The following is a 13524-nucleotide window of genomic DNA, read 5'->3' as shown; positions in this document are numbered from 1 at the left end:
AAAAATATGAGCTACACTGTTATCTAGTTTTCAAAGAACATACATTTAAACTTGAGAGATAGTTCTCTCAAAACTGAACGAAACAAAACAAGTCAACGTTTATTGATGAACTGCGTTCATCAATTCTCCATAGAAAGGAGGTGATCCAGCCGCACCTTCCGATACGGCTACCTTGTTACGACTTCACCCCAATCATCTGTCCCACCTTAGGCGGCTGGCTCCATAAAGGTTACCCCACCGACTTCGGGTGTTACAAACTCTCGTGGTGTGACGGGCGGTGTGTACAAGGCCCGGGAACGTATTCACCGCGGCATGCTGATCCGCGATTACTAGCGATTCCAGCTTCATGTAGGCGAGTTGCAGCCTACAATCCGAACTGAGAACGGTTTTATGAGATTAGCTCCACCTCGCGGTCTTGCAGCTCTTTGTACCGTCCATTGTAGCACGTGTGTAGCCCAGGTCATAAGGGGCATGATGATTTGACGTCATCCCCACCTTCCTCCGGTTTGTCACCGGCAGTCACCTTAGAGTGCCCAACTTAATGATGGCAACTAAGATCAAGGGTTGCGCTCGTTGCGGGACTTAACCCAACATCTCACGACACGAGCTGACGACAACCATGCACCACCTGTCACTCTGCTCCCGAAGGAGAAGCTCTATCTCTAGAGTTTTCAGAGGATGTCAAGACCTGGTAAGGTTCTTCGCGTTGCTTCGAATTAAACCACATGCTCCACCGCTTGTGCGGGCCCCCGTCAATTCCTTTGAGTTTCAGCCTTGCGGCCGTACTCCCCAGGCGGAGTGCTTAATGCGTTAACTTCAGCACTAAAGGGCGGAAACCCTCTAACACTTAGCACTCATCGTTTACGGCGTGGACTACCAGGGTATCTAATCCTGTTTGCTCCCCACGCTTTCGCGCCTCAGTGTCAGTTACAGACCAGAAAGTCGCCTTCGCCACTGGTGTTCCTCCATATCTCTACGCATTTCACCGCTACACATGGAATTCCACTTTCCTCTTCTGCACTCAAGTCTCCCAGTTTCCAATGACCCTCCACGGTTGAGCCGTGGGCTTTCACATCAGACTTAAGAAACCACCTGCGCGCGCTTTACGCCCAATAATTCCGGATAACGCTTGCCACCTACGTATTACCGCGGCTGCTGGCACGTAGTTAGCCGTGGCTTTCTGGTTAGGTACCGTCAAGGTGCCAGCTTATTCAACTAGCACTTGTTCTTCCCTAACAACAGAGTTTTACGACCCGAAAGCCTTCATCACTCACGCGGCGTTGCTCCGTCAGACTTTCGTCCATTGCGGAAGATTCCCTACTGCTGCCTCCCGTAGGAGTCTGGGCCGTGTCTCAGTCCCAGTGTGGCCGATCACCCTCTCAGGTCGGCTACGCATCGTTGCCTTGGTGAGCCGTTACCTCACCAACTAGCTAATGCGACGCGGGTCCATCCATAAGTGACAGCCGAAGCCGCCTTTCAATTTCGAACTATGCAGTTCAAAATATTATCCGGTATTAGCCCCGGTTTCCCGGAGTTATCCCAGTCTTATGGGTAGGTTACCCACGTGTTACTCACCCGTCCGCCGCTAACTTCATAAGAGCAAGCTCTTAATCCATTCGCTCGACTTGCATGTATTAGGCACGCCGCCAGCGTTCATCCTGAGCCAGGATCAAACTCTCCAATAAAGTTAGTTTGTCTAGCATCTAAAAATAAAAATTGACGTTCACGTTGTTTGTTTCGTTCAGTTTTCAAAGAACTAAAAGCGGGTGAAGAGAATCGAACTCTCGACCAGAGCTTGGAAGGCTCTTGTTTTACCACTAAACTACACCCGCGTGGTCGGGAAGACAGGATTTGAACCTGCGACCCCCTGGTCCCAAACCAGGTGCTCTACCAAGCTGAGCCACTTCCCGTTATGGCGCGCCCGAGAGGAGTCGAACCCCTAACCTCTTGATCCGTAGTCAAACGCTCTATCCAATTGAGCTACGGGCGCTTATTCATGATGTTTTTTCGTCGTTGTATTTTGGCGACTCAATTATCTTATCATACTACATTTTCAAATGCAAGTACTTTTTTTAAAAGATTTTTTGATGCGGCCGAGAGGACTTGAACCTCCACGGGGTTTCCCCCACTAGGCCCTCAACCTAGCGCGTCTGCCGTTCCGCCACGACCGCGCGGAAAAAACAAAAGTGAGCCATGAAGGATTCGAACCTTCGACCCTCTGATTAAAAGTCAGATGCTCTACCAACTGAGCTAATGGCTCGTAAATGGCTGGGCTAGCTGGATTCGAACCAGCGCATGACGGAGTCAAAGTCCGTTGCCTTACCGCTTGGCTATAGCCCATCGAAATAGTTATCTTCTTTTCAAAGACAAATGTTATTGTACCATAATGTCCAATAAAAAACAACTGCCATATAGCAGAAGTTAAAATGGCGGTCCCGACCGGGGTCGAACCGGCGATCTCCTGCGTGACAGGCAGGCATGTTAACCACTACACCACGGGACCATTTGGTTGCGGGGACAGGATTTGAACCTGCGACCTTCGGGTTATGAGCCCGACGAGCTACCGTACTGCTCCACCCCGCGATAATATTATTTATATAATTTATATGGTGGAGGATGACGGGATCGAACCGCCGACCCCCTGCTTGTAAGGCAGGTGCTCTCCCAGCTGAGCTAATCCTCCGAAGTGGTGACCCGTACGGGATTCGAACCCGTGTTACCGCCGTGAAAGGGCGGTGTCTTAACCACTTGACCAACGGGCCAATATATATGGCAGAGAAGAAGGGATTCGAACCCTCGCACCGCGTTAGCGATCTACTCCCTTAGCAGGGGAGCCCCTTGAGCCACTTGGGTACTTCTCTGTATATGGCTCCGCAGGTAGGACTCGAACCTACGACCGATCGGTTAACAGCCGATAGCTCTACCACTGAGCTACTGCGGAATAATAAAGACAATTTGTATCTTATAAAATTTCTCATCGTAAGTCAAGAAGTTTTTTCACAACGTCTTGCGCAAACGGGACATGTTTATAATATACTGGATTGCGTTTTCACTGTCAAGATGTTTTCACTACCAGTTTTAGTTGTCCTTTACACTTTCCACATACATATCTTTGTGTATTTATTTGACGTCTTCTTACATATTGAAATGAACACCCCATACATTCATACATAGAAACTTTCGTTTCCTCCTCACTAATCATTCGTTTGCAAAAACGTGGTGCAGCTACTTTCTTTAATAACTCACGAAAATCTCTATCTCGGTGCTTATACCCTTTTCCTGTGATATGTAAGTGATAATGACAAAGTTCATGTTTAACAATCCCGACTAACTCTTCTTTACCATATATTTCGTAATATCGATAATTCAATTCTATATTATGATTCTTCAATAGATAGCGCCCACCAGTTGTACGTAACCTACTATTAAACATTGCTTTATGTAAAAACGGCATTCCAAAGCATTGTAACGATACCTCTTCCACTAACCGCTGAATTTCTTGCTCATCCATTCTCATTCCTCCTAAACTAAAAAATATTTTTACACTTTTCTCTCTTCTTATACATATAGTAAATAGTACATATACCCATCCTCATTCAAGAAGCGTGATTTCTAAAAATGCAGCATTGCTAGAAATCCACTCACCAACCTCTCATCAAAGTTACCTTAACTAAAAGGAGCTACTTTTTTGAGAGCAGGATTAAACAAGGAGGGATTCCTATGCCCACGTGGCTAAAGAAACAAATGCAACGTGCATATTTTGAGAAAAACCGGTATCAAATCAAGTTACTAAATGAATGCTGGTTTTATTATAGTAAAATACATCAAAGCTCATAATCAATTAAACTTTCCAGTTCATAAAAAAAGAGCAGTTTCATCTGCTCTCTTTTCTTAACTATTCAATCGGTAACATTGATAATGCAACACGACCTTTTTTCGTATCAATATCATCTACCCATACCTTTACAATTTGTCCCACGGATACAATATCTAATGGATGCTTTACAAATTGTTTGCTTAGTTTAGAAATATGTACTAAACCATCTTGCTTCACACCAATATCAACAAAGGCACCGAAATCAACAACATTGCGGATCGTTCCCTCTAATTCCATACCACGCTTTAAATCTTCTAATTTTAAAATCCCCTTTTTCAAAAGTGGCTTTGGCAACTCATCCCTCATATCTCGTTCCGGGCTAATTAAAGCATCCATAATATCAACTAGTGTTGGCTCACCAATCTCCGTCTCTTGAGATAATTTAGAAATATCTACTCCTTCTAAACTCTTTTGCAAGTTTGGTTTCCCCACATCACTCTTCGATAACCCTAAGCTCTTTAATAGCAATTCAACATTTTTATATTGCTCTGGATGAATCCCTGTGCGATCTAACGGATTCGCTCCTTCTAATATACGTAAAAACCCGATACATTGTTCATATGTTTTTGCACCTAAACGCGGGATTTTCTTTAATTCAGTACGCTTCGTGAATTTTCCATCTTCCTCACGCTTAGCTACAATATTTTTCGCAACTGTTTTTGATAACCCCGAAACATATTGCAACAATGCAACTGAAGCTGTATTTACATTAACACCAACTCGGTTAACTGCTGTCTCTACTACAAATGTTAATGATTCATTTAATCTCTTTTGAGATACATCATGTTGATATTGTCCCACCCCAACAGATTTAGGGTCAATTTTCACAAGCTCTGCAAGTGGATCTTGCAGACGTCTCCCAATTGAAACAGCACTTCTTTCTTCAACCTGTAAATTCGGAAACTCCTCGCGAGCTACATCAGATGCTGAGTACACACTAGCACCCGCTTCATTTACAATAATGTAAAATACATCTCGTTCTACATTTTGTAATACATCTACTATAAATTCTTCCGTTTCTCTCGAAGCTGTACCATTTCCAATCGCTATCATTTCAACTTCATATTTATCTATAATTGAGAGGATTTTCGTTTTTGCATCCTCATATTTACGAACAGGCGGATGCGGATAAATAACATCTATGTGAAGAACTTTTCCTGTATCATCTACTACAGCTAATTTACAACCGGTTCTATACGCTGGATCTACCGCTAACACAACTTTCCCTTTCATCGGAGGTTGTAATAATAAATTACGTAAATTCTCAGAGAAAATGTGAATCGCTTGTTCTTCGGCCGTTTCCATTAATTCTTTACGAATTTCTCTTTCTATTGAAGGTTGAATTAATCGCTTATATCCATCTTCCATCGCTAATTGTACATAATGCGCACTTTTAGAAGCTTCATCAAGAATCATTTTTTTATGTAAAAACTGAAGGATTTCTTCAATTGGCGTGATAACAGAAACTCTTAATACATCTTCCTTTTCACCACGATTCATAGCTAGTACACGATGTGGCACTACTTTTTGCAACGGTTCTTCATAGCCATAATACATTTCATATATATTCTTTTCATCTTTTTCTTTATCTTTTACAGATGAAGACATAATCCCTTGTCGGAAAGTAGTATTGCGAATCCAACTACGATATGCCGCATTATCCGAAACAAGTTCCGCAATAATATCTTGCGCACCTTGCAACGCATCTTCTGCAGACGCCACTTCTTTTTCTGCATTAACAAATTCCATAGCCTTCTCTGCTGGATTTTCTTTTTTATATAACAATAGCCACTCAGCTAACGGTTCTAATCCCTTTTCTTTAGCAATTGTAGCTTTCGTTCTTCTTTTTTCTTTATATGGACGATATAAATCTTCTACTTCCTGAAGTTTTTTTGCAGCAACAATATGACGACGCAACTCTTCGGTTAGTTTACCCTTTTCACCAATAAGACGAAGAACCTCTTCTTTCCTATCTTCTAGTTGCATCATATATTGCCATCTTTCTAAGATTGCACGAATTTGCACCTCATCTAGAGATCCTGTCCATTCTTTTCGGTAACGAGCGATAAATGGAACTGTGTTACCTTCTTCTGTTAATTGAATAACATGACGAACTTGCTTTTCTGTAAAGCCTAATTCTTTCACTAACATTTTCATTAACCCTTGTCGATTATCTACCATTTCCATATCCAACCGTAACCTCCTCTATAATAAAAAAAAGTTGCCCTGTAAAGAGAGCAACTTAAACTGCCGATTTAAAAATCTATTAGTCCTAAACTAATTTGTAACGCTTCATCTACACGACTCATCATCACTTCATCCAAATGAGTGATTTTGTCCGTTAAGCGTTGCTTATCGATTGTTCGAATCTGCTCAAGTAAAATAACAGAATCTCTCTCAAAACCATACTTTTTCGCATCAATTTCCACATGAGTGGGTAATTTCGCTTTTTGAATCTGTGCAGTAATAGCCGCTACAATCACAGTCGGACTAAAACGATTTCCGATGTCATTTTGAATGACAAGAACCGGACGAACGCCTCCTTGCTCAGAACCAACAACTGGGGAAAGGTCTGCAAAATACACGTCGCCGCGTTTTACAATCAAAATATTACCCCCCGCTAACTAAGCGTTCTACTGTATGAGCTGCTTCATACTCTGCTAAGAAAGCTTCAGATGCAATACCAAGATTAATTTTTCCCATTTCAATGTACCCACGTCGCATTGATTCATGTTGGTAGCGTTTCTTCGTCTTATGTTGACGCAATAACAGTTGTGTTGCCTGGCAAATTAGTTCATGGCGATTCTTATTCTCTTGTTTTCCAATTCCGTCCAATTCCGTTACCATTTGCTTTGGCAACCGAACCACGATTTCAGTAGTTACACTTGATTCGGACACAAAAATACACCTCCACCGTCAACTACACACCCAAATATATATATGACACCTATTGTAATAATACCATTGTATGGAGCCTGTTGCAAAGACTTCCTTATTCCCTGCTTATGTTTTCCAATTCATAAACAAAACATTCATCTTCTTTTACTTTTCATCTCTTTCAAACAAGAAATAAAGCAATTCTTTCCGCAACATTTCATTGTAACTTATATTAATAACAATTATAAAAAGAAGCTCCCTAGCAAAAAAGAGCCTATTTTCCATTAGCGAAAATCCCCTAAATGACGAGATACTGAGCGATAATACCTTCTTCTATATATCGTTCAAATAATTGATTACTTCTACAACTTTACCGTTTCGTATAAATATTCTCGGTACACGGAAGCTTATCGTTGCGATAATTTCATAATTAATAGTCCCGGAATATTCAGCGACCTCAGTAGCACTAATATACTCATCACCTTGTCTCCCAATGAGTGTAACTTTCGTACCAAGTGGCACTTCACAAGGAAGATGTATCATGAATTGATCCATTGTTACTCGACCCACAATCGGTACTCTTTCACCATTTACAAGTACTTTAAACCCTTGCAATCTTCTAAGCCAGCCATCTGCATATCCAATTGCAACTGTCGCAATCCATTCTTCAGTTCTCGTTCGGTATGTGACATTATAACTAATTCCATCCCCTTTAATCACTTGCTTAATATGAGCAACTTTCGTATGAAGTGACAACGCCGGTTCCAATTTAAATGGTAAAAAAGGACGTATTTCTACAGATGGGGATAATCCATACATCGCAATACCAACTCGCACCGCATTAAATGTAATCCCTTGAAACCTTAACGTTGCAGCGCTATTGGCTGTATGGACAAATTTAGGATTTACTCCAAATTCTTTCAACCAACTTAACTGCTGCAAGAATGTATTATATTGCTTATCAAAGTAAGAAGTCTCAACCTCATCCGCTGTTGCAAAATGCGTATATACTCCTTCTAACTCTAAAAATGGCGCACCTTCTAAACTCTTTAAGAACCCTTTTAATTCTTTGCGTTCACGTATTCCGATTCTCCCCATACCACTATCAAAATTAATATGGAATTTCATTATTGATGAACCATCCCAGAGCTTTATCGCTTCTTCCACCCATTCTTTTTGAAAAACAGTTAATGCTACATCATTTTCAGCAGCTACATTTACATCACGGGGCGGGGAAGGACCTAATACTAAAATCGGTGCAGTAATACCAGCCCTCCGAAGCACTAAAGCTTCATCTAAAAAAGCAACTGCTAATCTTGTCGCTCCTGCTTCTAATGCAGTTTTAGCCACCGGTACATAATCGTGCCCATATGCATTCGCTTTAACTACAGCAAAAATCTCTACATCACTTGGAATGAACTCTTTAATATGCGTAACATTGTTATAAATCGCATCTAAATCAACTTCCACCCAGGTGTCACGGTAAAACGGTGCGTCTTCCATAAATACACTTCCTTATACACGATATGCGAAGCTTATTCTTTTATATGCTTCTTTTATGAAATCCACCTTCAAACTAAGAAAAGACGCGGTGCACATATATCACCACGTCTAAGATGTTTACTTCACCTAGATGTTTACTTCACCTGCTTCGCTGTAACCGAACGAGCAACCATCAACAACTCATTCGGCTCTAAACCTTTAGACACGAGCATATATTCTACTCCGTTATGCGACCACGTTACAGAGTCTTTCGTCAATGCACCAATCGTGAAACCAAGATCAACCGGCTCTCCACTTACACTTACCGCCGATGAGGCCTCTGCAACTTTTGCCTTTTCTTGTATCAAAGTAAAGGATTTCTTACTTCCAGTGTATGTGAGTATTGCACGCTTGCCACTGTCTGTCTTCAACTCTTCTTCCTCTTTCAAAGTCATGCCTTGCGGCGTATCACGCGGATACAAAATAGCAAACGGTTTGTCTTCTTTCGCTGCCGTCTGAACATCCACTTGTGCTCTAGACATATTTTGTTTCGTATCAAATGCACCTTTATCAAACTTTGCATCAAACTTTACTTTAGTGAAATCTACTTTTACAAGGACATTTTGGTCATTATCCATCAGCTTCACAGAAACTGGTGTTAAATCACTTTTATTCAGCTTAATTTCTTGTTTCGGCAACATATTTTGATGTTGATAATTTGTTTTTGTTTTAAATACATAATACTTATCTGTTTTCTCGAAAGAGAGATTTTTCTTATCTTGCAAAATATCTCTTACAAGTGATTCATATAAATAAGCCTGGCTACTATTTTGCGGCCAATCACTTTGAAAACGGAAACTCTTATTAAGCGCCGGTGTTAATACAAATACACCTTCATCATTTCTTAAAATAATTTGACTCTGATCCTTTTTCGCATTCTGCAAATTCACACGATAATACGAAGGTTCTTTATGCCAAATTTCTACATTGTACTCCTGAGGCTCATTTCCTGTTTTAATAGATAATTTCGCTTCAGCTTGATAACTCTTCATACTTTTAACTTTCGCTTCTAAATCTCTCACAACATCTTCCTGTTTCTTTTCCATACAACCCGCCAACACAAAAACGGTCAACAAACCGACAAGAACTAAAAACAGACGCCTTTTCATCACTTCAGCCCCTTTGCCCCTATAAATGAATGGAAGGTATGCCTTCCTTATCGCTACCTCAAATATATGAGACAAAGATATAAAATATGCAGACTAGCGTGACGAGCTTTCCAAAACAACTTGAGCAACGGCAAATTCTTTACTATGACTAATTGATAAATGAACAATATGCTCTGTATTTGTAATGATAATCGGCTTACCTCTATCATCATTCCTTACTTCAATATCTAAAAAACTCACTTCTTTCCCGATACCGGTCCCTACCGCTTTAGAATACGCCTCTTTTGCTGCAAATCTTCCAGCTACGAATTCTGTAAGGCGACTTCCTTTCAGCCCCTCGGCAACACCACGTTCTCTTTCAGTTAAAATACGTTCCATAAATTTAAGCTTTCCATCTAGCATTTTTTCAATTCGATTTAACTCAATAATATCGATTCCAATCCCTACAATCATTTCAAAATCCCCTTCTTCTATTTAGCTTTCTTCATTCATATTGTAAGAATAACAGAGAATCTTTCTGATGCAAAAGGAGTGATACTAACAACATGCTAATACCATCCACTCGCATTTCCTTACAACCGATTATCATCTCTTTACTTCTTATACAATTAGTCATGATTATATTGAGCGACTTTTCCCTCTTTCACCTGGCAGCCTACAATGAATATATCGCTAAAGGAGAATGGTGGCGTGTCATAACTTCCTTACTTGTACACGTAGACTTACAACATTTTCTTTCTAATAGTATTTGTTTATTTGTACTTGGTTCTTCTATTGAAAAACAACTAGGACACTTTTCTTTCATCATTATTTTTTTCCTTTCTGGCATTCTCGGGAATATTTCTTCTTATATTATTATGCCTTTTGAATATATTCACGCCGGAGCATCTGGTGGTATTTTCGGATTACTAGGCGCCCAATTATTTTTATTGTATAGTCGATATCGTTCTTCAAAACCAAGAGACATCGCTATTTTTTCAATAATGATACTTATATTACTACTATTTACTTTCTTTAATCCCTCTGCCAATCCTATAAGCCATTTAACAGGACTGATCATCGGCGGCATGTGCACCCCTTTTTTAATAAAGTGAAACTTTAATCAGTGGGGGGTTGTCCATCCCCCACTGATTATTAGCCCGCACCAATCGGACAAAAAAAACCGATGGCGCAGAGCTTATTTAATATAAAAGCTCGCACCACCGACAATTTCCACATCTGTTTGTTTACTTAACTCTCTCATTAGTTGAAATAAAGACTCATCCTTTTTCTTCGCCTCAATCATACAATCAATTTGCGGAACACTCCCCTTTATCTTTTTCAAAAAAGATAAGAAGGTATCTACATCAATAAAATCCGCATGTGCTCTTGGATCTTTTCCATCTCTAGGACTAGAGATGTGCATTTTAACTGGTAATAAAGACGATTCCCACGTATGTACAACACGTGCCCAATCTTCATGCCAATCTTCCTGGTCATTATTCATCATATGATGGTGCAAGTCAAACACGACTGGAATGTCTAATTTCTCACCTAAATACAATGTTTCTTCTAAAGAAAAGGTCGTGTCATCATTTTCTAATATAATCATCTCTTGAATACCTCTTGGAACAGTTGACCAATTTTCTATAAAGCGTTCTAATGCGAGCTCCTTATCTTTATAACCTCCTCCCACATGTAATACACATCGTTGCTTATGTTCAATTCCCATACCCTTTAACAATTTTTTGTGCATCTGCAATGTCTTTACAGATTGTTTAAAAATACTCTCCTCAGGTGAATTTAGTACAACAAAATGATCTGGATGGAAGTCAATTCGCATATTCATACGAATTGCATATTCACCTAATTCTTTCAGATTTTCTTTTAAAGGACGAATATAGTTCCAATCTAACAACTCCTCATGATTCGCTAAAGGAATGAGCTTGGAACTAAGTCGAAAGAAAGATATATCATGTCCTTTATTATGCTTTAATAATCGTAAGCAATTTTCCAAATTCGAATTAGCGATTCTTTCGAGTTTACGAATCGCAGCCTCTCGATCATCAATCCGCCGAAACTGTGCATATGTCATCGTTTGAGATGGAGATGCATTCTTCAAATGCACACTCATCGCAACATACCCAAGTCTTACAAGCATATAGCACCTCATTTCTATACGAGTTATTATGTAGTATGCACAATTACAGAAATAAAAAAAGAGAATGCCAGCAAAGGGCATTCTCTTTTTTATTAAGCTTGTGGACGGCTATGATGTTTTCTTTCGCCGCGTCCATTTGAAGATCCAGGGCGACCTTCACCTTTACGACCACGGTTACCATCACGGCTACCACTACCACCATCACGATTGCGATCACGGTTACGACCATCGCCACTTCCGCTTCCACGTCCATCACGATTACGATCACGGTTACGACCATCGCCACTTCCGCTTCCACGTCCATCACGACTACGATTACGGTTACCATCACGGTATCCACTTCCGTTACCACCGCGTTTTTTAGAACCGCCACCTCTTGAAACAACTGGTGGTTCTGATGTTAAAGCGATTGGAGTTGTATCCGGCTCTTTTGTCATCATTTTTAAAGCAGCAGCTACTACTGTTACAGAATCATTTTCTTCTAACATTTCTTCTGCAATACGCTTGTAGTATGATAAGTTTTCATTTTGGATTGTGCTTTGAAGTTTTTCAGCGATTAAACGTTGTTGACCTTCTAATGCCTCGTCAAGTGTCGGTGCTTCCATACGGTCAACCTTACGTTTTGTTGTACGCTCGATATTTTTTAATTGTCCTGATTCACGTGGTGTTACAAATAACATTGCAATACCTTTTTTACCTGCACGGCCAGTACGACCGATACGGTGAACGTATGATTCTGGATCTTGTGGGATATCGAAGTTGTATACGTGTGTTACGCCTGAAATATCAAGACCACGTGCAGCAACGTCTGTTGCAACAAGAACTTCAATAGCACCTTCTTTAAATTTACGTAATACAGACATACGTTTCGCTTGTGTTAAGTCACCATGAATACCTTCTGCTGCATAACCACGTAAGTTTAATGCTTCTGATAATTCATCAACACGACGCTTTGTACGACCGAATATGATTGCAAGCTCTGGAGATTGAATATCTAGTAAGCGTGTTAACACGTCAAACTTATTCTTTTCTTGCACTTCTAAATAGAACTGCTGAATGTTTGGCATTGTTACTTCTTTTGCTTTTACTTTAATGTGTTGAGGCTCAGTCATGAAACGCTCAGCAATACGACGGATTGGATCTGGCATTGTCGCTGAGAATAATAATGTTTGATGTGTTTCTGGCACATCTGTTAAAATCGCTTCAATATCTTCAATGAAGCCCATGTTTAACATTTCATCCGCTTCGTCAAGAACAACAGTCTCTACGTTTTGTAAGCGAAGTGTTTTACGGTTAATATGATCTAAAATACGACCCGGCGTACCAACAATAATGTGTGGGTGTTTTTTTAGAGCACGAATTTGGCGGTTAATATCTTGACCACCATAAATTGGTAGAATACGAACACGTTTATGTTTACCAAGTTTGTATAGCTCTTCTCCAACTTGAATTGCTAATTCGCGCGTTGGCGCGATAACAATACCTTGAACTGCTTCTTTATTTGTATTCACTTTATCTAATAGTGGTAATCCGAATGCTGCTGTTTTCCCTGTACCTGTTTGCGCTTGCCCAATAATATCCTTACCTTGCAATGCATATGGAATTGTTTCAGCTTGAATCGGCGTAGCCTCTTCAAAGCCCATACTTTCAACAGATTGTAGTAAAGACTCACTTAATCCTAATTCTCGAAATGTTGTCAATGTTACTTCTCCTTTTCTATCCTATACTTATCATTTAAAAAAAGGCGTTTTCCGAACTTGCGGAAAAGCCCTTTTCCTGAATACTGACGTATAACCGGGCGTATATTCTTCACGAAAATACTTCTAAACGTTATTACACTTTATCAATTATAAGTTTTGTAGGTGTAAAAAGCAAACCCCAACTGTTACCTTATTTCATATTCAGAGCTTTTTTCTTTACTTTTATTTTTTTATCATTTACTGTAAGCGCTTATTATAAGTTTCCACTATTTTCGTGGC

General features: G+C 40.1%; 11 protein-coding genes, 12 tRNA genes and 1 rRNA gene. 2 read left to right on the top strand and 22 right to left on the bottom strand.

Going from position 1 to position 13524, the window contains the following annotated elements; genetic code table 11:
- Nucleotides 1–133: 133 nt before the first annotated feature.
- From NSQ47_RS22135 to NSQ47_RS22070, 14 genes are all read right to left on the bottom strand, one after another.
- Nucleotides 134–1685: ribosomal RNA gene (locus NSQ47_RS22135) — 16S ribosomal RNA — on the bottom strand.
- A 76-nt stretch (nucleotides 1686–1761) separates the two neighbouring features.
- Nucleotides 1762–1832, bottom strand: a tRNA-Gly gene (locus NSQ47_RS22130).
- A 1-nt stretch (nucleotide 1833) separates the two neighbouring features.
- Nucleotides 1834–1910 (bottom strand) — tRNA-Pro (locus NSQ47_RS22125).
- 3 nt (nucleotides 1911–1913) lie between these two features.
- A tRNA-Arg gene (locus NSQ47_RS22120) sits at nucleotides 1914–1990 on the bottom strand.
- Between the two features lie 98 nt (nucleotides 1991–2088).
- Nucleotides 2089–2171, bottom strand: a tRNA-Leu gene (locus NSQ47_RS22115).
- A 16-nt stretch (nucleotides 2172–2187) separates the two neighbouring features.
- A tRNA-Lys gene (locus tag NSQ47_RS22110) sits at nucleotides 2188–2260 on the bottom strand.
- A 5-nt stretch (nucleotides 2261–2265) separates the two neighbouring features.
- Nucleotides 2266–2340, bottom strand: a tRNA-Gln gene (locus tag NSQ47_RS22105).
- Nucleotides 2341–2427: 87 nt separating this feature from the next.
- A tRNA-Asp gene (locus NSQ47_RS22100) sits at nucleotides 2428–2503 on the bottom strand.
- A 3-nt stretch (nucleotides 2504–2506) separates the two neighbouring features.
- Nucleotides 2507–2583: transfer RNA gene (locus NSQ47_RS22095), tRNA-Met, on the bottom strand.
- Between the two features lie 24 nt (nucleotides 2584–2607).
- Nucleotides 2608–2683: transfer RNA gene (locus NSQ47_RS22090), tRNA-Val, on the bottom strand.
- Nucleotides 2684–2687: 4 nt separating this feature from the next.
- Nucleotides 2688–2762 (bottom strand) — tRNA-Glu (locus NSQ47_RS22085).
- A gap of 8 nt (nucleotides 2763–2770) precedes the next feature.
- A tRNA-Ser gene (locus tag NSQ47_RS22080) sits at nucleotides 2771–2861 on the bottom strand.
- 5 nt (nucleotides 2862–2866) lie between these two features.
- Nucleotides 2867–2941, bottom strand: a tRNA-Asn gene (locus NSQ47_RS22075).
- 114 nt (nucleotides 2942–3055) lie between these two features.
- Entirely contained in the window at nucleotides 3056–3511 is a 456-nt protein-coding gene (locus NSQ47_RS22070) for a SprT family protein (RefSeq protein ID WP_002159531.1), read from the bottom strand.
- A gap of 209 nt (nucleotides 3512–3720) precedes the next feature.
- Between NSQ47_RS22070 and cmpA the strand changes: the two genes are divergently transcribed.
- Nucleotides 3721–3837: a cortex morphogenetic protein CmpA gene (gene cmpA, locus NSQ47_RS22065; protein WP_001143642.1), complete on the top strand. Its 117-nt coding sequence runs from the start codon at nucleotides 3721–3723 to the stop codon at nucleotides 3835–3837.
- A gap of 58 nt (nucleotides 3838–3895) precedes the next feature.
- Here the strand turns inward: cmpA and NSQ47_RS22060 are convergent, their stop codons facing one another.
- From NSQ47_RS22060 to acpS, 6 genes are all read right to left on the bottom strand, one after another.
- A complete protein-coding gene (locus tag NSQ47_RS22060; protein WP_016103364.1) occupies nucleotides 3896–6064 on the bottom strand; it encodes a Tex family protein in 2169 nt (722 codons plus the stop codon).
- Between the two features lie 68 nt (nucleotides 6065–6132).
- On the bottom strand, nucleotides 6133–6483 hold the full coding sequence (gene ndoA, locus NSQ47_RS22055; protein ID WP_000635965.1) for a type II toxin-antitoxin system endoribonuclease NdoA: 351 nt from the start codon (nucleotides 6481–6483) through the stop codon (nucleotides 6133–6135).
- A 4-nt stretch (nucleotides 6484–6487) separates the two neighbouring features.
- Nucleotides 6488–6775 carry an antitoxin EndoAI gene (locus NSQ47_RS22050; RefSeq protein WP_000004570.1) on the bottom strand — a complete coding sequence of 96 codons (288 nt, stop codon included), beginning with the start codon at nucleotides 6773–6775 and terminating at the stop codon, nucleotides 6488–6490.
- Nucleotides 6776–7087: 312 nt separating this feature from the next.
- Nucleotides 7088–8257 (bottom strand): alanine racemase, encoded by a 1170-nt coding sequence (gene alr / locus NSQ47_RS22045; RefSeq protein WP_002159533.1) that lies wholly within the window; start codon nucleotides 8255–8257, stop codon nucleotides 7088–7090.
- Between the two features lie 134 nt (nucleotides 8258–8391).
- Nucleotides 8392–9342, bottom strand: a complete 951-nt coding sequence (locus tag NSQ47_RS22040; RefSeq protein WP_002151402.1) for a LolA family protein — start codon at nucleotides 9340–9342, stop codon at nucleotides 8392–8394.
- Nucleotides 9343–9498: 156 nt separating this feature from the next.
- Nucleotides 9499–9858, bottom strand: a complete 360-nt coding sequence (gene acpS, locus NSQ47_RS22035) for a holo-ACP synthase (protein ID WP_002009969.1) — start codon at nucleotides 9856–9858, stop codon at nucleotides 9499–9501.
- 92 nt (nucleotides 9859–9950) lie between these two features.
- Here acpS and NSQ47_RS22030 point away from each other — a divergent pair, with 92 nt between their 5' ends.
- The gene (locus NSQ47_RS22030) at nucleotides 9951–10499 is read left to right on the top strand and encodes a rhomboid family intramembrane serine protease (protein ID WP_002159535.1); all 549 of its coding nucleotides are present in this window, start codon (nucleotides 9951–9953) and stop codon (nucleotides 10497–10499) included.
- Nucleotides 10500–10582: 83 nt separating this feature from the next.
- Here the strand turns inward: NSQ47_RS22030 and uvsE are convergent, their stop codons facing one another.
- Complete coding sequence (uvsE, locus tag NSQ47_RS22025) at nucleotides 10583–11545, bottom strand: UV DNA damage repair endonuclease UvsE (RefSeq protein ID WP_341037995.1); 963 nt, start codon at nucleotides 11543–11545, stop codon at nucleotides 10583–10585.
- A gap of 92 nt (nucleotides 11546–11637) precedes the next feature.
- A complete protein-coding gene (locus NSQ47_RS22020) occupies nucleotides 11638–13245 on the bottom strand; it encodes a DEAD/DEAH box helicase (RefSeq protein WP_002159537.1) in 1608 nt (535 codons plus the stop codon).
- Nucleotides 13246–13524 lie beyond the last annotated feature (279 nt).

The organism is Bacillus sp. FSL R10-2780 (assembly GCF_038006125.1).
Classification (GTDB): domain Bacteria; phylum Bacillota; class Bacilli; order Bacillales; family Bacillaceae_G; genus Bacillus_A; species Bacillus_A cereus_U.
The sequence above is the reverse complement of the archived record's forward strand: the minus strand, read 5'-3'. Positions and strand labels throughout refer to the sequence as shown.

What these genes read in the sequence shown, in the direction of transcription:
- NSQ47_RS22060 (WP_016103364.1), bottom strand. Translation starts at nt 6,064, where the DNA reads ATGGAAATGGTAGATAATCGACAAGGGTTAATGAAAATGTTAGTGAAA.
- NSQ47_RS22070 (WP_002159531.1), bottom strand. Translation starts at nt 3,511, where the DNA reads ATGGATGAGCAAGAAATTCAGCGGTTAGTGGAAGAGGTATCGTTACAA.
- NSQ47_RS22040 (WP_002151402.1), bottom strand. Translation starts at nt 9,342, where the DNA reads ATGGAAAAGAAACAGGAAGATGTTGTGAGAGATTTAGAAGCGAAAGTT.
- cmpA (WP_001143642.1), top strand. Translation starts at nt 3,721, where the DNA reads ATGCCCACGTGGCTAAAGAAACAAATGCAACGTGCATATTTTGAGAAA.
- acpS (WP_002009969.1), bottom strand. Translation starts at nt 9,858, where the DNA reads ATGATTGTAGGGATTGGAATCGATATTATTGAGTTAAATCGAATTGAA.
- NSQ47_RS22030 (WP_002159535.1), top strand. Translation starts at nt 9,951, where the DNA reads ATGCTAATACCATCCACTCGCATTTCCTTACAACCGATTATCATCTCT.
- alr (WP_002159533.1), bottom strand. Translation starts at nt 8,257, where the DNA reads ATGGAAGACGCACCGTTTTACCGTGACACCTGGGTGGAAGTTGATTTA.
- uvsE (WP_341037995.1), bottom strand. Translation starts at nt 11,545, where the DNA reads ATGCTTGTAAGACTTGGGTATGTTGCGATGAGTGTGCATTTGAAGAAT.